This window comes from Desulfatitalea tepidiphila (assembly GCF_001293685.1).
GTDB lineage: Bacteria > Desulfobacterota > Desulfobacteria > Desulfobacterales > Desulfosarcinaceae > Desulfatitalea > Desulfatitalea tepidiphila.
Genome location: NZ_BCAG01000005.1, coordinates 226,101 through 244,654 on the forward strand (window position 1 = coordinate 226,101; position 18,554 = coordinate 244,654).

Consider the following 18,554-nt stretch of genomic DNA (forward strand, 5'->3'; position numbering starts at 1 on the left):
TCATTTATGCCACTTGCCTTTTTCTGGCACATGGTATTTGGTAAATCAAGAAATTCTTGACGGCACCGGCTTTTTACGACTCCATACCGTCTTGACAGACTCGTAGAGATTTCGTCGCGGGACGGCGCCGTAAAAAGTTCGGAATTTGCTTTTCCCGTCATCCCGGCGAACGCCGGGATCCAGTATTTTCAATATGTTCTGGATGCCGGCGTTCGCCGGGATGACGCCTCTGCGACTTTTTACGATTTTATCAAATCTTGGGGCTCACGCTTATTTTACCGAACGTTCAAAGGGGGGCATCTATGAAAACACGCATCACCGAGCTTTTCGGCATCCAACATCCGATCATTCAGGGCGGCATGCACTTTGTCGGGTTTGCGGAACTGGCCGCGGCCGTCTCCAATGCCGGCGGATTGGGCATCATCACCGCGTTGACCCAGAAGACCGCGACGGACCTGGCCAAAGAGATCGCGCGCTGCCGCGAGATGACCGACAAGCCGTTCGGCGTCAACCTGACCTTCCTTCCCACCGTTCACGCGCCCGACTATCCGGCCTATATCAGCGCCATCATCGAAGGGGGGGTCAAGATCGTCGAAACCGCCGGCCGCAATCCCCAGGAGCACCTGCCGCGGCTCAAGGCTGCGGGCGTCAAGGTGATCCACAAATGCACCTCTGTGCGCCACTCCCTGAAAGCCGAGGCGATCGGATGCGACGCCGTTTCGGTGGACGGGTTCGAGTGCGGCGGCCACCCCGGCGAAGACGACATTCCCAACATGATCCTGCTGCCCCGGGCGGCCGAGGAGTTGAAGATCCCCTTCGTCGCTTCCGGCGGCATGGCCGACGCACGCAGCCTGGTCGCCTCCCTGGCCCTGGGCGCGGATGGCATCAACATGGGGACCCGCTTCATCGCCACCCGAGAGGCGCCGGTGCACGAAAACGTGAAGCGCGCCATCGTGGCCGCCAGCGAACTCGACACGCGCCTGGTCATGCGGCCGCTGCGCAACACCGAGCGGGTGCTGGTCAACCCGGCCGTGGAACGGCTCCTGGAAAAAGAGGCCTCCCTCGGAAAGAACATCAAATTCGAGGACATCATCGAAGAGGTGGCCGGCGTCTATCCCAAGATCATGAAAGAGGGCAAGACCGATGCGGGCGTCTGGTCGTGCGGCATGGTGGCCGGGCTGATCCACGACATCCCCAGTTGCAAGGAACTCATCGATCGGATCATGTCCGAGGCAGAGGCGATCATCCGCCAACGCCTGACAGGGATGCTGGGTTGAAACCATAGTCGTCCAGGCATCGCGGTGCGTTCACGGGCGGGCATAAAGCCCGCCCCTACACTTTCGAGTACGAGATCGAGTACGAGTATGAGAACGACTACAGCGGGGCGACATCCTTTTGCTTATAGCTTTTAAAGAGACAGGATACCTTCACTTAAAACTTTATACTTGACACTTTAAACTTCAATTCCGGCGAAGCCGGCTAAAGGAGGCCCCATGTCCCAATGGCATAAAACCGGATGCGTCCTGTGCGCCCAGAATTGCGGGCTGGAAATTCGCGTGGAAAACGGCCGCATGGTCCAGGTACGCCCGGACAAGGAGAATCCCCGCAGCCAGGGCTATGCCTGTCGCAAGGGATTGAACGTGATCTACCATCAATACCCGGCCGACCGGTTGACCGAACCGCTCAAACGCCACGGCAAGGATTTCCAACCGATCTCCTGGGATCAGGCCATCGATGAAATCGCCGAGCGGCTGCAAGCCCTGGTGGACCGCCACGGCCCGCGCTGTCTGGCATTCATGGGTTTCGGCTCACAGGGCGGCCATTTGGAAGGCGCTTTCGGCGTGTCCATTCTGCGGGCTTTGGGTTCCCAGTATCTCTACACGTCGGCCGGCCAGGAGTTCAGTGGTATCTTCTGGGTCAACGGGCGCATGATCGGCAAGCAGTACCTCACGCCCATTCCCGATGAGCACGAATCCGAAATGATGGTGGCCTGGGGCTGGAACGGCATGCAGAGCCACCAGATTCCCCGGGCGCCCCTGGTGCTCAAGGGGTTCAGCAAGGACCCCGACCGCCTGCTGGTGGTCATCGACCCGCGCCGCAGCGAGACGGCGGCCATCGCCGATATTCACCTGGCCGTGCGCCCGGGCACCGATGCACTGTTGGCCAAAGCCATGATCGCCATCATCGTCCAGGAGGGCTGGGAAAACCAGACCTACATTCGCGATCACGTGGCTGGATGGGAGACAGTCCGCCCCTGGTTCGAACGGTTTGACGCCCGGGCCGCTGTGGCGGTGTGCGAACTGGACTTCGAGGCGGTTCACCGCCTCTGCCGCCTGATGACCACCCGGCGCTGGGCCATGCATCCGGACCTGGGCATCTATATGGGGCGGCGCAGTACCCTCAACTCTTATATGATCAATATCCTGGCCGCCATTTGCGGCGGCTTCGCCAAGCGAGGCGGCAACGTGATCCCCGGCATGGTGATGCCCCTGGGCCGTCACGCCGACGACCGCGACCCCAAAAATTGGCGCACCATGGCCACCGACATGCCGCCGGTAGCGGCCGGTTCCTTCCCGCCCGCGGTCATGCCCGAGGAGATTCTCAGCGACCACCCCGAACGGCTGCGGGCGGTCTATGTCAGCTCCTGCAACCCGCTGCGCGCCTATCCGGACACCACGGCCTACGAACGCGCCTTTGCCCAACTCGACTTGCTGGTGGTCAACGACATCGTCATGAGCGAAACCGCCCGTCTGGCCCATTACGTGCTGCCCTGCCGAACCTTTTACGAATCGTGGGACGGCACCTTCTTCCCGCTCACCTTTCCGGAGGTCTACTTCCAGCTCCGGCGGCCCATCGTCCAACCACCCGAGAGGTGTTTGGAGGCCTCCCAGATCTTCACCCGCCTGGCCGACCGGCTGGACCTGATTCCCGATATTCCTCCCGAGGTGCGAGCCGCGGCCAGCGGGGACCGCATGGCCTTCGGCGCCCGATTGATGGCCTGGGCGGCCAAAGAGCCCCGGGCACTTGCGGCCATGCCATTTGTTTTGGCCAAAACACTGGGTGAACAGTGGGACAGCGCGGCCAAGGCCGCACTGTGGGGGATACTGATGACGGCACCCAAGGCGTTGCGGGAGAACGCCGCCCGTGCCGGCTTCGAGAAAACCCCGGAGCAGGGAGATCGCATCTTCCAGGCGTTGCTGGACAACCCCCAGGGCATGTGGGTGGGCCGGGTCGACCCGGCGCAGAATATGGCGGACCTCAAGACCCCATCGGGAAAGATAGAGGTCGTGATCCCCGAACTGGCCGACCAGGCCCAGGCGCTGAATGCTGAAAGCGAGGCCGAAGATCTTGAACTGCCACCAGAGTTCCCCCTGATCCTCAACGCCGGCCGCCACACCCGGTTCAACGCCAATACCCTGATGCGCAACCCTGAGTGGAACAGAGGCAAACGCGCCTGCACCGTGGCGGTCCATGCGGACGATGCCGCCCGGATGGAATTAAGCGACGGCCAGCAGGTGCGGGTGACCACCGCCGCCGGCAGCTCGGTGGGCGAACTGGAGATCAGCGATCAGGTCCGGCCGGGAACGGTGCTGATTCCCCATGGCTTCGGCCTGCTCTATGGGGACGAAACCTACGGCATCAACGTCAACCGCCTGACGAAAAACACGCACCGCGATCCGCTGGGCACGCCGCTGCACCGCTTCGTGCCCTGCCGGGTAGAAGCGGCATGAAAATTATATAGACAGAATTCCTTCACTTTCATACGTTGAACTTTCCACTTTAAACAGCCCCCATGGAGGGGGCCAAAGGAGCCGACAGCATGACCGAACCCGTCTACACCGAACTGATGAATGTGATGAAAAAAAGGGGTGGGGAGTTTGCGGGAATGGACATCCCCGAATTCTACGCCATGGCTCAGGAACTGTTCACCCCGGCCGAGGCCGAGGTCAACAACGCCATGCCAAGGGGACCTTTCACAGCCCCGGACCTGGCCAAGCAGATGGGCCGGCCGGTGGAAGAGATCGAGCCGATTCTGGAGGCCATGGCCGACAAGGGGCTTTGCGTTTCGCTGCGCATGGGCGACACCACTTTTTATCAGAGCGCCCGCTTCATGCCCGGCATCTTCGAGTTTCAGTTCATGCCGGGCCGGTCAACCGAGCGGGACAAAAAGATCGCCAGGCTTATCTATGCCTATAAGAAAGCCCACGATGAAAAGTCGGATATCGGCAAGCCAAAATTTCCCACCAACCGGGTCATTACCGTCGACCGCACCATAGCGGCGAACAATCAGGTCCATACCTACGATCAGGTGCAATCCTTCATCGACAAACACGATCAGATCGCCGTGACCACCTGTTATTGCCGCCACGCCGCGGCCCTGAGAGGCGAAGACACCCACGGCATGCCCAACGATGTCTGTATGCAGTTCGGCATGGGCGCCCAGTTCGCCGTCGAACGGCTTAACGGACGCAAGATCACCAAAGCGGAGGCGCGCGAGGTACTCGATCGCGCCGAGGCGGCCGGCCTCATTCATATGAGCATCAACAAAGCCGACGACGTGGAGTTCATCTGCAACTGCGACCGCTGGCACTGTGTGGCCGTGACCCACGCCCTGGCCAAACCCAAGCCGGGACTGGCCTTCAGCAGCGGTTTTGAACCGCGCTTCGACGCGGATCGCTGCGTGGCCTGCGAAACGTGTATCGGGCGCTGCCCGGCCGAGGCGCTCCAAATGGGACCCGACGATGTTCCGGTGGTGGACCTGGACCGCTGTTTCGGATGCGCCGTCTGTGCCACCGGATGCCCGTCGGAAGCCATCAGTATGCACAGTCGGGCCGACATTCCCGCGCCGCCCAGGGATGGCAAGGCCCTGAAGGAGGCCATCAAAACCAGTGCACGACTTTAATCGACTCCTGGCAGCATCTGCGGAAGCCCACGGCCATCTGTGCCCCGGCCAGGTGGTGGGGGTGCGCATGGCCCTGCTGGGCTGCCGGCTCATCGGGTTGGATGATCCCCGGTGCCGCGATCAGATCAAGAAGCTGATCGTCTATGTGGAAATGGACCGGTGCACGGCCGACGCCGTGGCCTTTGTCACCGGGGTGAAACTGGGCCGCCGCTCTCTCAAATTCATGGATTACGGCATCATGGCGGCCACCTTCATCAACCTCGATGGGCCCAGGGCCTTTCGGGTCATCTCTACCGAAGAGGCCCGCGACCTGGCGCCGCTCTATGCGCCCGGGGAAACCAACAAGATCCGCCAGCAGATCGAAGCCTACCGCAAGATGCCCGAATGCGTGCTGTTCAGGGTCCAGAAGGTGCATGTGCCGATCAGCCCCTATGATCTTCCCGGCCCCACGCGCAGCAAAGCCACCTGCGCGCGCTGTGGACAGGTGGTGCGCGATGGCAAGGAAATCATCCGGGATGGCGAACCACTTTGCAAACCGTGCGCCCTGGGTGCATACTTCCAAAACCCCCAGGCAACCGGTTGGCCGGAGATGCACCGATCGCCTGACGATGACGCTTAGGCGTTCTCCGAACGAGATACAAACGCGACGGGAACGATAAAAAGGTCCACACCATGCTGAAAAAGGTCCCGCTGGAACAATCCATTGGCACCAACCTGGCCCATGACATCACCGAAGTGCGGCCGGGCGAGTTCAAAGGCCCGGCCTTTCGCAAGGGGCATCGGGTCTGTGAAGAAGATATCTGCCACCTGCAGCGGCTGGGCAAAAACCATCTCTATGTCGTGGATCTGGAAGCCGACGAACTCCATGAGAACGAAGCCGCCGCCCTGCTGGCCGCGGCCATCGCCGGTCCGGGCGTGGTGTGGCGGGACGATCCCAGGGAAGGCAAAATCGAGATGTTTGCCGAAAACGACGGCCTGGTCCGTGTCGATACGGCCGCCCTGGGCGCGTTGAACATGATCGACGAGGTGATGTGCGCCACCGTGCACACCCACACCCGCATCCGCAAAGGAGAACTGGTGGCCGCCACCCGGGCCATTCCGCTGGTCGTGAAACGCGAACCTGTCGAAAGGGCCACGGCCATTGCGCGCAGCCACGGTGCCATCGTGGAAGTCCTTCCATTGCGGCCGGCGCGGGTCGGGTTGATCATCACCGGTGACGAGGTCTATCACGGCCGCATCCGGGACGGGTTCGAACCCATTTTGAGAGGCAAGCTCGCCGACTTGGGCGCAAGGGTCCAAGCCTTGGCCTTTCTGCCCGACGATGCCGAGCGCATCGCCGAAAAAATCGGGGAACACCTGCAGGCCGGCTGCGATCTTTTACTGCTCACCGGCGGCATGAGCGTGGACCCGGACGATGTCACCCGCCACGGCATCCGTCTGGCCGGCGCCGATGACATGCATTACGGCACCGCCGTGCTGCCCGGCGCCATGTTGCTGGTGGCTTATGTCGGCGCCGTTCCCATTATCGGCGTGCCGGCATGCGGCCTGCACCATCCGGCGACCGCCCTGGATCTGGTTCTACCGCGCATTCTGGCCGGGGAGCGCATCGGCAAGGCCCAGCTGGCTTTTCTGGGACACGGAAGCCTCTGCCGGCAGTGTCCGACCTGCAGTTTCCCCCGCTGTGCGTTCGGCATAACCACGTAGGTTATTTCTTCTGCATGAGGAGGCGAAAAATGCACACCGTCAAATGCACGGTCACATCGGTCAAGGGATTCTGTTCGGCCGGCTACAAGGTGGGAGATACTTTTTACGTGAAGGAAGCCTTCATCGTCGAGGCCGATACCCCCAAGGGCATTTGCCTGCATGCCCTCAGCGCGATGGCGCCCTATTTGTCCGCCTATGCCCGACATACCGCCCCGGACGACTGGATCAACCGTAAAAAGGAGTTCCAATGCCCGGACAGCACTAACTCGGTGGTGTTCAGCGTCGAACGCATCGCAAAGGATTAGAAGAAGGCATTCCTTCATGATGTATAGAATCGACAGAATACCTTCACTTTAAACTTTAAACTTAAAACTGCCCCGCGTAGCGGGCCTACACCGTCACCACGATCTTGCCGATCTGCTGGTTGGACTCCAGGTAGCGGTGCGCCTCGACTACCTCGTCCAAGGTGAACGTCCGATCGATGCGCGGCTTGAATTGACCGCTGGCCAGGCCGTCGTAGACGTATTGCCGGGCGCGGGCCATTTTTTCGGCGTCCGCGGTGATCTCGAACAGGGTGTAGCCGCGCACGGTGAGCCCCTTGCGCATGGCATCGAAGAGCGGAAACGGTGTCGGTGCCATGGCCAGGGCACCGTATTCGAAGATGATGGCGCCGGGGGCCGCGGCCTTGGCAAGCTTTTCCAGCAGCGGCCCGGAGACCGGATCGAAGATCAGCCGGGCGCCCTTGCCGCCGGTGATCTCCTTGCACCTCTTGTAAAGATCTTCCTCGTCGGTGACGATGACATGATCGGCGCCCGCATCACGAAGGGCCTGCCGTTTGGCCGCGCCCCGGGTGGTGGCGATGGCCGTGGCGCCGGCCGCCTTCACGATCTGGATCGCGGCCAGTCCCACGCTGCTGCTGGCGGCGGTGATCAGGACCGCATCCTCTTTCTCGAGGCCGCCGAACGCCACCAGCGCGCCATAAGCGGTCATATACTGCATCCAACTGGCCGCGCTTTCGACGGCCGAGAGCCGTTCCGGGTAGGTGGTCACGGCAGCGGCGGGCACCACGGTGCTCTCCCCATAGACGCCGTATTCACGCATGGAAAAGGCGGGAATCGTACTCACCCGGTCACCGACAGCCAGGCCGCTGACCCCCGGCCCCACCGCATCCACGATACCCGCGGCTTCGTAGCCGATGCGGGATGGGGTCTTGGGCCGCTGAAAATACATGCCCTGCCGGAACACGGCTTCGGCGCGGTTGAGACCGAAGGCCTCGACCCTGATGCGAACTTCTCCCGGTCCCGGCGCCTGCAACGGTTCATCGACGAGCTGCAGGACTTCGGGCCCTCCCAGTTGCGTGAATCTGACGATACGCGGCATGGCAACACCTCGCTTGCATGATGAAGATGAGTTTAACGGATTCGAATATCGAATAATTTAAGATAGCAGGCGGACATGTCAACCAACGGCGGGAGCCCCGTAGCGTTGCGCCTCCGGCTCGACGACCAGCTGATAAGCCTGGCGGGCGATCATGCGCTCTTCGTCGGTTGGGATGACCAGGACCTTGACCTTGCTGTTCGGGGCCGAAATGAAACCGGACCGGCCATCCACGGTTTGGTGGTTGGCGTCGGGGTCGAGGATCAGACCCAGGTCCTCCCACCCTTCGAGGACCAATTGGCGCACCTCGCGGGCGTTCTCCCCGATGCCCCCGGTGAAGACCAGGGCCTGGGCCCCGGAGAGGGCGAAGTGATAGGCGCCGATATATTTGCGCAGGGTGTGCACGTACATCTCCACGGCCAGGGCCGCGTCCGGGTTGCCCTCTGCGCGGGCGGCCATGATGGTACGCAGATCGCGGCCGCAACCGCCGATGGCCTTGAGCCCGCTTTCGTTATTGAGCAGTTCCACCAGTTGGGCCAGATCCAGATCCGTGCGGCGCTGCAGGTAGAGCAGTACAGCGGGGTCGAGATACCCGGCCCGGGTTCCCATGATCAGACCCTCCAGGGGAGTGAATCCCATGCTGGTGTCCAGCGCCCGTCCGCGGGAAAAGGCCGTGATGCTGGCCCCGTTGCCCAGGTGGGCGCTGATCAGTTTGAGCTCGCCGATGGGCATCTCGAGCAGATCGGCGGCCGTCTGGGTCACATAGTGGTGGGAAAGGCCGTGAAAACCGAAGCGACGGATGCCATAGCGGCTGTACCACTCCCGCGGCACGGCATAGAGATAGGATTTGGCCGGCATGCTGCAGTAAAACGTGGTGTCGAAACAGGCGACCTGGGGCCGGTCGGCCATGCGGTCCCGGCAGGCGCGCAACACGTCCAGGGCCGGCGGCAGATGCAGGGGGGCCAGCTCCTGGATCGACGCCAGCTGCGCCATGGCCTGGTCGTCGATCCGGGCGGGCCCGGCGAAGATATCGCGGCCGTGCACGATGCGGTGGCCCAAAAGGTCGATGGAAAGCCCTTTTGCCCCGGAAACCTCCCCGGCCCGGTCGATGGCCGCCAGGGCCAGGATCACGGCTTCGGCGTGGCCGGAACAGGCCTGCGTGTGCTCCTGGAGGGCTCCGGCGGGCCCGGCGCAAAAGACCCGGGCCCGGCCCCGGACCTCACCGACCCGCTCGACGATGCCGCGCAACAGCTCCCGCTCGCCGGGCATGCGGATCAGCTTGAATTTGAGTGACGAGCTGCCTGCGTTGAAGACGAGAACATTCATGGCGTCGCTCAGGCGTTGAGGTGCTTGTACTTGTCCAGATACCGCACCGGCATCTTGAGCGCATCCCGCCGGAACGGCTCGGCCAGCACCTCCGCACCGCCCTGGATCATGGCATTGATCACGCAGGGCCGGCCAGAGGCGACGGCCTCCCGGACCACGTCGACCACCTCGCGGTAGTCGGTGACCCGGAACCCCTTGGCCCCCATGTCTTCGGCCAGTTGGGCGTAATCCGGGTTCTCGCGCAGATTGGCGCCCACGAAGCGGCTGCCGTAGTAGTCGATCTGGTTCTTCTTCTCGGCGCCCCACTCCAGGTTGTTGGCCACGATGGCGATGACGGGGATCTTCTCCCGCACAGCGGTCATCACCTCCTGAATGCCGCTGATGCCATAGGCGCCGTCGCCCTGGAAGGCAAAGACCGGTTTGTCCGGCGCCCCCATCTTGGCGCCCATGGCCGCACCATAGGCAAAGCCGCAGTTGCCCCAGCTCAGGGCCGAGATGTGCTGGCGCACGCCGGTGAATTTCAGGTAGGCGTTGCACATGGAAGAGTTGTTGCCGATGTCGGTGGCCACGATCGAACCGGACGGAATTGCGGCGGCCAGCTCGGCCAGGAAACGCCGGGGGTGCATCAAGGCGTTGGTGGATGAGGACCATTGGGCCAACTCGGCGTTCCAGATCCGGTTCTCTTCGGCGATCTCCGCCAGGCGGGCGGCATCCTGCGGTCGGTCGGGAGCGACGGATTTCAGCCGATTCAACAATTCGACACTAAAGGCCTTGACGTCGCCGCACGAGGCCACGTCCACTCGCTTGCTCAATCCGAGCACGGCCACATTCACGTCCACCTGGATGATGCGGGCCTTCTCGGGCCAGTAGGCCATGTCGTACTGGGGCAGGGTACCGAAGGGGCCCAGGCGGCTGCCCAGGGCCAGCACCACGTCGGCCTTGGCAATGGTGCGCATGGCCGCCTTGGAACCGCAGTAGCCGATGGGACCCACTGCCAACGGATGCGCGGCCGGGAAACTGTCGTTGTGCAGATAGGAGTTGACCACCGGCGCGGTGAGATACTCGGCCAGGGCCGTGACCTCTTCGAGGGCATCGGCCTGGGAAACACCGCCGCCGGAGAGAATCACGGGAAACCTGGCCGCGGCCAGCAGTTCGGCGGCCTTTGCCAGGCCGGCCGGATCGCCGGGACCGCGCAGGATCAATGGTGTGGGGTAGATCTCGTCCTGGCACTCGCCGTAGAAGTAATCACGGGGAATGTTGAGCTGGGTAGGGCCGTTGAAATTCTTGGCCATGTAGAAGGCCCTGCGGGAGAGTTCGGCCATGCGCTCGGGGCGATTGACGCGCACCTGGTAGACCGTCTGGCGTTCGAACATGGGCATCTGGTCCAGCTCCTGGAATCCGCCGGTGCCGATGCCCATGGTGCCGGTCTCCGGAGTGATGGCCACCACCGGCGAATGGGCCCAATATGCCGCCGTCATGGCGGAGACGAAGTTGGCGGCCCCCGGTCCGTTCTGGGCGATGCAGGCTTGGGGCCGGCCGGTGACGCGCGCCAGGCCGTCGGCGGCGTGGCAGGCGGCCTGCTCGTGGGCCACGGGCACGAAGCGGATCCCGGCGGCCGGGAAAAGATCCAGGGCGTCCATGTAAGCGCTGCCCACGATCCCGAAGACCGTGTCGACCTGTTCGGCCACCAGCGTCTCGACCAATGCTTCTGAAGGGGTCATTTTCGGCATGATGATTCTCCTGAACCCCGCTATGCGGGAAGTTTGAAGTGTAAAATGAAAAGTCTAAAGTGAAGGAATCCTTTCGATTCCATTTTTTGAGGTCCGCTACCTTTCCAGCTCCGACCGTACCGAGCGTGCCATCAAGAATTCGTACAGCCGCGGCGACAGCGTGTTGACCAGCCGGGTCAACCGGCCGACCGGGGTCAGCACCAGCCGCCGTTTGTTCTTCCGGGCGGCCTGGAAGACCTGTTCGGCCACCTCGTCGGGACGGGCCGGCCGGCCCACCGTGGATTGGGGATGGCGGGTGATCGATCCATCGCCGTCCAGGGCCGATGTGCCGATGTTGGTGGCCGTGAAGCCGGGGCACACGACCAGCACGCCAACGCCGGTGCCCCGCAGCTCGCTGCGCAGGGAATCGAACAGGCCGTGCAGGGCATGCTTGCTGGCCGCATAGGCCGTGCGGCCCAGCAGGGGTGAAAAACCGGCCAGGGAGCTGATGGTGACGATCAGCCCCTTGCGGCGCTTGAGGCTTCCCAGGGCCGCCTTGGTGGCATAGAGGGCGCCGAAGAAATTGATGCCCATCACCCGGTGGAAAACGGCCAGTCGGGTCTGCTCGAATGCGGCCCGGGCGCTGATGCCGGCATTGTTGATCAGCACGTCCACGCCGCCGAAGCGGTCCAGGACACGATCCATGGCCGCCACCACGCTGCCGGGATCGGAAACGTCGCAGGCCAGGGGCAGGACATCGATGCCTTCCAAGGCCAGCTGCCCGGCGGCCGCTTCCACGGCTGCTGCCTGAACATCCAGCATGGCCACCCGCGCCCCGGCCTGTCCAAAGCGCCGGGCGAAGGCCAATCCCATGCCGCCGGCCGCGCCGGTGACCACCACGCACTTGTCGGTAAAATTTCTACGGATCCGCATGGCCTCTGCTCTCAAGGTAGTGGTCGAACACCTGCCGTGTGGTTTTGCGGGGCGTGTAGCCGAACACCTCCTTCAGGCGCCGGTTGGCCAGCACCGGCCGGTAGCGCAAGAAACCCACCTGCTCGGGGCCGTACTGGGTCAGCCCCAGCCGTTTGCCCGCCCACAGGGCCGCCTTGACCAGCCCCACGGGCAGGGCAATGTAAGGTTTGCCGATCAGGCGGGCCATCTCGGACAGGGTCAGGATACCGTCGCCGGCCAGGTTGTAGATGCCGCTGCCGCCATCGAAGATGCCTTTCAGGATGGCCCCGACCACGTCCTGGTCCCAGATGATGACAAAAGGGCTGTCCGCGCCTTTGAGGCCGACGATCCGTTTTTGCTCGAAGAGATTGGTGATCTGGTTGCGCGTGGTGGCCCCCAGGATGAAACCAGGACGAAAAATAAGCTGCACCAGTTCGGGATGGCTTTCACGGTAGCGGGCCAGCATCTCTTCCACCAATCTTTTGTGACAGGCATAGGCGAACTCATCGTTGCCGCGCACCGGGTGATGTTCTTCCAGCCAGGCCGGATTGTCGGCATGGTAGCCGTAGGCCGCCCCGCTGGAGGTGTAGATGATCTTCTTCACGCCGGCGGCCACGCACGCCTTGAGCACGTTTTCGGTGCCCACCACGTCCACCTTGTACTCCAGTTCGCGGTTGGACTTGCGGCCCGGCGTCACCAAGGCGGCCAGGTGGACCACCACGTCGATCTTGTACTTCTTGAAGGCGGCGGCCAACTCTGACGAACAGATGTCCGCGGCCAGGTAGTCGATGCCGGACCGACGTTTTTCCGACGGCGGCGCCTGCAGGTCGCTGGCCACGATGGTGCTCAGATCGCGGCGGTCGGTGGCCAGGGCCGCCACCAACTGGCGGCCGATGTAGCCGCCCGCGCCGGTGATCAGGACCGAACGGTAGGGGGTCGTCTGGGCGTTCATCGGATCGCTTCCTCCTGCACGACCGCCAACGGCCGGCGCGACCAGAAAAAGGCCATGGTCAAACCGGAGATGATGTGCCAGATGCCCCACCATCCGGCGATGATGGCCATGCCGCCCAGACCGGCGAAAAACTGGAAGATCAACACCAGGGCCAGGGCCGAATTCTGAATACCCACTTCGATGGCCACGGCGCGGCGGTCACGCTCGGGCAGACCGAAGAGCCGGGCCGACGTGTATCCCAGGGTCAGTGCCAGGGCATTGTGCAGGAAGACCCCCACGGCCACCAGGCCGATGGCGCGCAAAAAGTTCTGCCAGTTGGCGCCTAATGCCGCCGCGACAAAGAGGCAGAAAATCACCACCGACACCGTTTTGAATGGTTTTCGGATGCGATCGGCCAGGTGCGGATAGAACCGCTAGGTGCCGATGCCCAGCACCAGGGGAATGCCGAGAATCAGGACGATGGTCTGGAAGACATCCATGGGATCGAGAGACACCTTGCGCAGGATGGCCTCGGTGGCCGGGTTGAGGCTGCCCCAGATCGACAGATTGAGGGGCGTCATCACCACGGCCGCGGCAGTGGAGACCGCGGTCATGCTCACAGAAAGGGCCGCGTTGCCGCCGGCCAGGTAGGTCATCAGGTTGGAGAGGTTGCCGCCCGGGCAGGCCGCCACCATCATCATGCCCAGAGCCATGGAGGGGGTGACCGGCAGCACCAGGGTCAACAGGAAGGTGAAGGCGGGCAACAGGACGAACTGGGCGCCCAGCCCGATGGCCGGTCCCTTGGGTGAACGCACCACCCGTTTGAAGTCCTCGAGTTTCATGTCCAGGGCCATGCCGTACATCATCAGGCCAATGACGGCGTTGAGGCCCAACAAACCGCTCTTGCTGAAATTGAGGCTGATCTGGTCCACCATGGCTGCATCCATTCATCATCCTCCCTTGATATGACGGGTCATGATCAACTCTCTATTCTCCTGCCGGTTCCTGATGCATGGCCTTGAAGTGAAGCAGTCCGGGCGCCATCATGTGAGCGTCGGCATTCACCAGGCAGTGAATCACCGCGCAGGTGCCGGCCGCCCGGGCCTGGTCCAGAGCGTCCCGCAACTCGTCGGCACTGGCGGCACGGGCGCCGAAGGCTCCCATGGCTCGGGCCAGCTCGTCCCAGGCGATCTCGCCGAGATCGGTGTTGATCGTACCCTTCTTGTCAGGTCCCAGGGCGGTCTTGAACATCTCCTTGACCGCATCCAGGGCAAACATCTGGTTGATCTTCACCATGCCCCAGGCCTTGTCCACGAAGACGAGAAAGATCACCTTGAAGCCATGGCGCACGGCGGTCTCCACCTCCTGCATGTTGAACCCCATGGCGCCGTCGCCGATCAGACAGTAGACCGGCTGGTTCGGACGGGCCGCGGCCGCACCCAACGCCTGGCCTACACCGGCGCCCAGGTGGCCCATGTGGTGGGTGCCCAACTGACTGTTCGGGCTGCGCAGCTCGGTGTAGAAATTGCCCCAGACGGCCGTATTGCCGCCATCGAAAACCACCACGGCATCATCTTCGAACGCCTCTCGGCAAATCCTGGGCACCTGGCAGGAGATCATGGGTTCGCCCGGCAGGGCCAGCATCTCGTCGAGCTTTTTGCGTTCTTCGTCTTTCAGCGCCGCCAGCTCGGCAACTCTGGCTTTTCGCGCTGCCAGGTCCATATCCGAAGAGCGCCGGTCGAGTGCCGCGGCGAGCATCTCCAGAAAAAGCCCGACATCCCCGACGACGGCCAGATCGTTTGCCCGGTTGCGCGCCAACCGCTCTTCGTCGATATCGACCTGGATGAACTGCTGGTCCGCGGTTTTGGCCCAGTAGGGCGCCTTGCCCCACCAATCGGTTTCACCCATGTCCGACCCCAGACATAGGCAGATGTCGGCGGCGTTGCGCAGAGCGTTGTTGGCCTCGATGTAGACCATGGGCCAGGCCAATGGATGGCGCTCGTCCAGCACCCCGCGACCGGCCCAGGAGGTGGTCACCGGCGCGTTCAATTGTTCCGCCGCACGGCGCAGGGCCTCGAAGGCCCGGGCATGGATGATACCGCTGCCGGCATGGATCATGGGCAATCGGGCCGCGATCAGCCGCTCGGCCGCCTGCTCGACCTGTTCGGCCAGCGGTGCGATGGGTGCGGTGCGGCGATATCGCTCGGGCGCCAGGATGGGGGCGGCGGGACACGGCCCGTTGATCAGATTTTCGGGCACATCCAGGTGTACCACGCCCGGACGCCCCTGGTAGCACTTGCGCAGGGCCGCCCGCAAGAGTTCGGGGATGCGCTCGGCATAGGCACAGGTGGCCGACCACTTGGCCATGTTCTTGATCACGCCCACCTGGTCGAAGCACTGGTAAGCCCCGCCCCTGTCCGGGTAGGCGATGCCGGTGCGGCGGGAACTGGTGATCAACAACACGCGGTTGCCCTCCACGTTCTCCACGGCCACACCAGCCAGCATGTTGGCCACACCGGGGCCGTTGCTGGCGATGCAGACCCCCAGCTTGCCGGACAGCCGCGCGTAGGCGCCGGCCATGTGGGCGGCTACCGCTTCGTGCCGGGGCGTGATCATCTGGATCCCCTCTTCGACGCAGTGGGCGCAAAGCTGCAGATAGGTGCCGTCGACGATGCCGAAGAACTTTTCGACGCCTTCGGATTTCAACATTTTAGCGATGATCTGGCCGCCGGTGGGAGTAGACATGGGCAAGCTCCTTGGGTCCTACGTCGTAGGGTAGTTTAAAGTGTAGAGGAAAAAGTTTAAAGTGAATGAATTCTGTCTATTTATAGGTTTTATCGGCCTTAACTTTCCTACTTTCATACTTTTCTACTGTTTCATCTACACCGGTTTCAACAGATTGTTGATCATGTCCGTGGTGCCCTGAATCAGGGGTTCCAATGTAGCCTCGCTGAAATCGCCGTCGATCTCCAGGTATTCCTGCAGACGGATCTTGAAATGGCTGGAGACGAGCGATGTGATGAAGATGATATAGAGGCTGTTGACCATGAAGGCCGCGAAATTGACATCCACGTCATCGCGCACCAGCCCCCGCTGCATGTCCCTTCTGATCAGGCGTTTGAGGTGATCGGCCGTATACTTTTCAACCTCCAGGGACATCTGTTCGGAGAAGCGCTTCATGCCGGCCGAAGAGATGTTGGCGTACAGGATCAGGTATTCCGGATGGCCCTGGATAAACCGAGCCCCTTGCCTGAAAATATGTTCGATCTGGCGGTAAATGTCCCATTCGGGATCCATATCGCCGTAAATCGCCTCGCGGGAGCGCTGCATGCCGTCCCGGCACACATAGAGATAGAGATCCTCCTTGCTCTCGAAATAGTTGTAGATCGACCCCTTGGCGACCCCCGCGCGGCTGGCCAACTGGGCCACATCGGCCTGGTTGTAGCCCCGCTCGGCGAACAGGCGGGCCGCCTCACGCAAAAGCCGTTCGCGTTTGTGCTCGGCGATTTTGAAGAAAGTTTCTTTTGGCATGGACGTCTCCGATGATGATTGACTGACCGGACAGTCATAGTCATCGCCGTTCATGCCTACGTTTGTCAAGAAAAAAAATCCACTGGATTATTCGTATCCGGGGTGGAGACTGAATTTACACCTATTAATTATTAAAGTTTTGGAAATAACGCCCGATAATAAAATAAAAATGATTCAGTTTGCAGCTCGGCGCCGATACCGGACAATCGAACCTTTATGGATAGGCACGAATTAGATCCACATGGTGACCAAATCATATTCAAAACAGGGGGTACAACCATGTCACTGCTCAAGAAAATCACACTGCCGTCCCTTGCCAGCCTGCTGTTACTGGGTCTCGCCTCCCTCTGGATCTCGTTGGGCGCACTGAAACAGGCGGGTCATGGCGAAGCCGAATCCCTGCGTGCCACGATGATGGCCGAGAAAACCGTCAAACTGAAAAACCTTGTGGAGCTGGCCCACCACGCCATCGTTACCGTGGCCAAGGATCCCGCCATCCCCGAGGCCGAGCGCAAGGAGCGGGCCAAAACGCTGATCAGGTCCCTGCGCTACAATTCCGACGACTATCTCTGGATCAACGACATGACCCCGGTGATGGTCATGCATCCGTTCAAGCCGGCCCTGGAGGGAAAACCTCTCGACGATTTCAAAGATCCCCAGGGCAAACGTCTGTTCGTCGAGTTCGTCGACGTCTGCAAACGTCAGGGGGAAGGCACCGTCGACTATCTCTGGCCGAAACCGGGACTTAAGGAACCCATCCCCAAGCTGTCTTATGTAAAACTCTACCAGCCTTGGGGTTGGGTCATCGGGACCGGTATTTATATCGAGGATGTGGATGCGGCTCTGGCCGCCAAAAAGGAGCAGATTGGAGCGGCCATATCCAGACAGGGCCGACAGCTGGCACTCGCGGTTGTCCTGGTGCTGGGATGTTCGGCCTTGTTGATGATCCTGCTGGTCCGCAGGGTGGTGGGGCATGTGCGCAAAGTCGCCCTGGCCCTCAAGGATATCGCCCAGGGAGAAGGCGACCTGACCGTGCGGCTGCAGGTCAACAGCAGGGACGAAATCGGCGACCTGGCCCGATGGTTCAATGTCTTTATCGAAAAACTCCAGAAGATCGTCAGAGATATCGCCCATGGGGTGGAGACGCTCTCCTCCTCCTCAACGGAGCTGTCGGCCATATCCGAGCAAATGAGCCAGGGCATCCAGGGTGCGTCAGAGAAATCCAATACGGTTTCGGCCGCCGCCGAGGAGATGAGCACCAACATGAACAATGTGGCAGCCGCCATGGAACAGTCAGCCACCAACACCAACCTGGTGGCCAGTGCCTCGGAGGAGATGTCCTCGACCATCGCTGAAATTGCCCAAAACGCCGAAAAAGCCAAGACGGTTTCCGATGAAGCGGCGCAGAAAGCTTCCGGCGCATCGAAAAACATGGACCAGTTGGGCGTGGCCGCCGGCGCCATCGGCCAAGTGGTCGAAACCATCACGGAGATTTCCGAGCAGGTGAACCTGCTGGCTTTGAATGCCACTATCGAGGCGGCCCGCGCCGGCGAAGCAGGCAAGGGTTTTGCCGTGGTCGCCAATGAAATCAAGGAGCTGGCCAAACAGACGGCAGCGGCGACCCAGGACATCAAAGAGAAGGTCGAAAGCATCCAGGGCACGACCCAACTGACGATCGGTCAAATCAGCGAGATCACCGGGGTGATTGCCAACGTCAACGAAGTGGTCGCCAATATCGCGTCGGCCGTGGAGCAGCAGTCGGCCACCACCCGCGAGATCGCCGCCAACGTGGCCCAGGCGTCCCAGGGGATCCAGGAAGTGAACGAGAATGTGAACCAGAGTTCTTCGGTCTCTGTTGAAATTTCCCGGGACATCGCCGGGGTGAGCGGCACCATGAACGACATATCCACCAGCAGTTCCCAGGTCGACATGAGCGCCAGGGAACTGTCGCAACTGGCCGAGCAGCTCAAGCACATGGTGGATCAGTTTAAAATTTGACGGCGCCGTAAGAAGCCCAATATCTGCGTTGCGCTCATCCCGTGGTCCTTGCGGCGTACGACCAGTACGCCTCAGGACACGGGATTTCGCGCGCCTTGATCTTGAGCTTCTTACGGCGCCGTCC

16 protein-coding genes are annotated in these 18,554 nt (G+C 61.9%); 7 read left to right on the forward strand and 9 right to left on the reverse strand.

Features of this window, described 5'->3' with window-relative positions; all coding sequences use genetic code 11:
• Positions 1-302: 302 nt before the first annotated feature.
• From DFT_RS18795 to DFT_RS18820, 6 genes are all read left to right on the forward strand, one after another.
• Positions 303-1,277: an NAD(P)H-dependent flavin oxidoreductase gene (locus DFT_RS18795; RefSeq protein ID WP_054032810.1), complete on the forward strand. Its 975-nt coding sequence runs from the start codon at positions 303-305 to the stop codon at positions 1,275-1,277.
• A 216-nt stretch (positions 1,278-1,493) separates the two neighbouring features.
• Positions 1,494-3,731, forward strand: a complete 2,238-nt coding sequence (locus tag DFT_RS18800; RefSeq protein ID WP_054032811.1) for a molybdopterin-containing oxidoreductase family protein — start codon at positions 1,494-1,496, stop codon at positions 3,729-3,731.
• Positions 3,732-3,820: 89 nt separating this feature from the next.
• Positions 3,821-4,903, forward strand: a complete 1,083-nt coding sequence (locus DFT_RS18805) for a 4Fe-4S binding protein (RefSeq protein ID WP_054032812.1) — start codon at positions 3,821-3,823, stop codon at positions 4,901-4,903.
• Positions 4,890-5,522 (forward strand): FmdE family protein, encoded by a 633-nt coding sequence (locus DFT_RS18810; RefSeq protein ID WP_054032813.1) that lies wholly within the window; start codon positions 4,890-4,892, stop codon positions 5,520-5,522. Before DFT_RS18805 ends, DFT_RS18810 begins: the two co-directional genes overlap by 14 nt.
• A gap of 53 nt (positions 5,523-5,575) precedes the next feature.
• The gene (locus DFT_RS18815; protein ID WP_054032814.1) at positions 5,576-6,607 is read left to right on the forward strand and encodes a molybdopterin-binding protein; all 1,032 of its coding nucleotides are present in this window, start codon (positions 5,576-5,578) and stop codon (positions 6,605-6,607) included.
• A gap of 29 nt (positions 6,608-6,636) precedes the next feature.
• Entirely contained in the window at positions 6,637-6,912 is a 276-nt protein-coding gene (locus DFT_RS18820; protein ID WP_054032815.1) for a TIGR04076 family protein, read from the forward strand.
• A gap of 85 nt (positions 6,913-6,997) precedes the next feature.
• Here DFT_RS18820 and DFT_RS18825 read toward each other — a convergent pair whose 3' ends face one another.
• The 9 genes from DFT_RS18825 to DFT_RS18860 form a co-directional block, all read right to left on the reverse strand.
• A complete protein-coding gene (locus DFT_RS18825; protein WP_054032816.1) occupies positions 6,998-7,987 on the reverse strand; it encodes a zinc-dependent alcohol dehydrogenase family protein in 990 nt (329 codons plus the stop codon).
• A 78-nt stretch (positions 7,988-8,065) separates the two neighbouring features.
• Positions 8,066-9,310, reverse strand: coding sequence for an acetate/propionate family kinase (locus tag DFT_RS18830; protein ID WP_054032817.1), 1,245 nt, complete (start codon positions 9,308-9,310; stop codon positions 8,066-8,068).
• A gap of 8 nt (positions 9,311-9,318) precedes the next feature.
• Complete coding sequence (gene xsc, locus DFT_RS18835; protein ID WP_054032818.1) at positions 9,319-11,040, reverse strand: sulfoacetaldehyde acetyltransferase; 1,722 nt, start codon at positions 11,038-11,040, stop codon at positions 9,319-9,321.
• Positions 11,041-11,136: 96 nt separating this feature from the next.
• Positions 11,137-11,952, reverse strand: coding sequence for an SDR family oxidoreductase (locus tag DFT_RS18840; RefSeq protein WP_054032819.1), 816 nt, complete (start codon positions 11,950-11,952; stop codon positions 11,137-11,139).
• Complete coding sequence (locus DFT_RS18845) at positions 11,939-12,922, reverse strand: SDR family oxidoreductase (RefSeq protein WP_054032820.1); 984 nt, start codon at positions 12,920-12,922, stop codon at positions 11,939-11,941. Before DFT_RS18845 ends, DFT_RS18840 begins: the two co-directional genes overlap by 14 nt.
• Entirely contained in the window at positions 12,919-13,278 is a 360-nt protein-coding gene (locus tag DFT_RS26580) for a bile acid:sodium symporter family protein (RefSeq protein WP_200907096.1), read from the reverse strand. The genes DFT_RS18845 and DFT_RS26580 overlap by 4 nt, the downstream gene beginning before the upstream one ends.
• Positions 13,279-13,335: 57 nt before the next feature.
• Positions 13,336-13,848, reverse strand: coding sequence for a bile acid:sodium symporter family protein (locus DFT_RS26585; RefSeq protein ID WP_200907097.1), 513 nt, complete (start codon positions 13,846-13,848; stop codon positions 13,336-13,338).
• A 40-nt stretch (positions 13,849-13,888) separates the two neighbouring features.
• Positions 13,889-15,646 (reverse strand): thiamine pyrophosphate-binding protein, encoded by a 1,758-nt coding sequence (locus tag DFT_RS18855; protein ID WP_054032821.1) that lies wholly within the window; start codon positions 15,644-15,646, stop codon positions 13,889-13,891.
• A gap of 135 nt (positions 15,647-15,781) precedes the next feature.
• Positions 15,782-16,432: a TetR/AcrR family transcriptional regulator gene (locus tag DFT_RS18860; RefSeq protein ID WP_054032822.1), complete on the reverse strand. Its 651-nt coding sequence runs from the start codon at positions 16,430-16,432 to the stop codon at positions 15,782-15,784.
• Positions 16,433-16,711: 279 nt separating this feature from the next.
• On the opposite strand from DFT_RS18860, the gene DFT_RS18865 reads away from it, so the two are divergent.
• Positions 16,712-18,430 (forward strand): methyl-accepting chemotaxis protein, encoded by a 1,719-nt coding sequence (locus DFT_RS18865; protein ID WP_054032823.1) that lies wholly within the window; start codon positions 16,712-16,714, stop codon positions 18,428-18,430.
• Positions 18,431-18,554 lie beyond the last annotated feature (124 nt).

Coding starts and splice junctions, on each gene's coding strand:
- DFT_RS18795 (WP_054032810.1), top strand. CDS start 303: ATGAAAACACGCATCACCGAGCTTTTCGGCATCCAACATCCGATCATT.
- DFT_RS26585 (WP_200907097.1), bottom strand. CDS start 13,848: ATGGATGCAGCCATGGTGGACCAGATCAGCCTCAATTTCAGCAAGAGC.
- DFT_RS18820 (WP_054032815.1), top strand. CDS start 6,637: ATGCACACCGTCAAATGCACGGTCACATCGGTCAAGGGATTCTGTTCG.
- DFT_RS18825 (WP_054032816.1), bottom strand. CDS start 7,987: ATGCCGCGTATCGTCAGATTCACGCAACTGGGAGGGCCCGAAGTCCTG.
- xsc (WP_054032818.1), bottom strand. CDS start 11,040: ATGCCGAAAATGACCCCTTCAGAAGCATTGGTCGAGACGCTGGTGGCC.
- DFT_RS18840 (WP_054032819.1), bottom strand. CDS start 11,952: ATGCGGATCCGTAGAAATTTTACCGACAAGTGCGTGGTGGTCACCGGC.
- DFT_RS18815 (WP_054032814.1), top strand. CDS start 5,576: ATGCTGAAAAAGGTCCCGCTGGAACAATCCATTGGCACCAACCTGGCC.
- DFT_RS18830 (WP_054032817.1), bottom strand. CDS start 9,310: ATGAATGTTCTCGTCTTCAACGCAGGCAGCTCGTCACTCAAATTCAAG.
- DFT_RS18800 (WP_054032811.1), top strand. CDS start 1,494: ATGTCCCAATGGCATAAAACCGGATGCGTCCTGTGCGCCCAGAATTGC.
- DFT_RS18805 (WP_054032812.1), top strand. CDS start 3,821: ATGACCGAACCCGTCTACACCGAACTGATGAATGTGATGAAAAAAAGG.
- DFT_RS18845 (WP_054032820.1), bottom strand. CDS start 12,922: ATGAACGCCCAGACGACCCCCTACCGTTCGGTCCTGATCACCGGCGCG.
- DFT_RS18865 (WP_054032823.1), top strand. CDS start 16,712: ATGTCACTGCTCAAGAAAATCACACTGCCGTCCCTTGCCAGCCTGCTG.
- DFT_RS18855 (WP_054032821.1), bottom strand. CDS start 15,646: ATGTCTACTCCCACCGGCGGCCAGATCATCGCTAAAATGTTGAAATCC.
- DFT_RS18860 (WP_054032822.1), bottom strand. CDS start 16,432: ATGCCAAAAGAAACTTTCTTCAAAATCGCCGAGCACAAACGCGAACGG.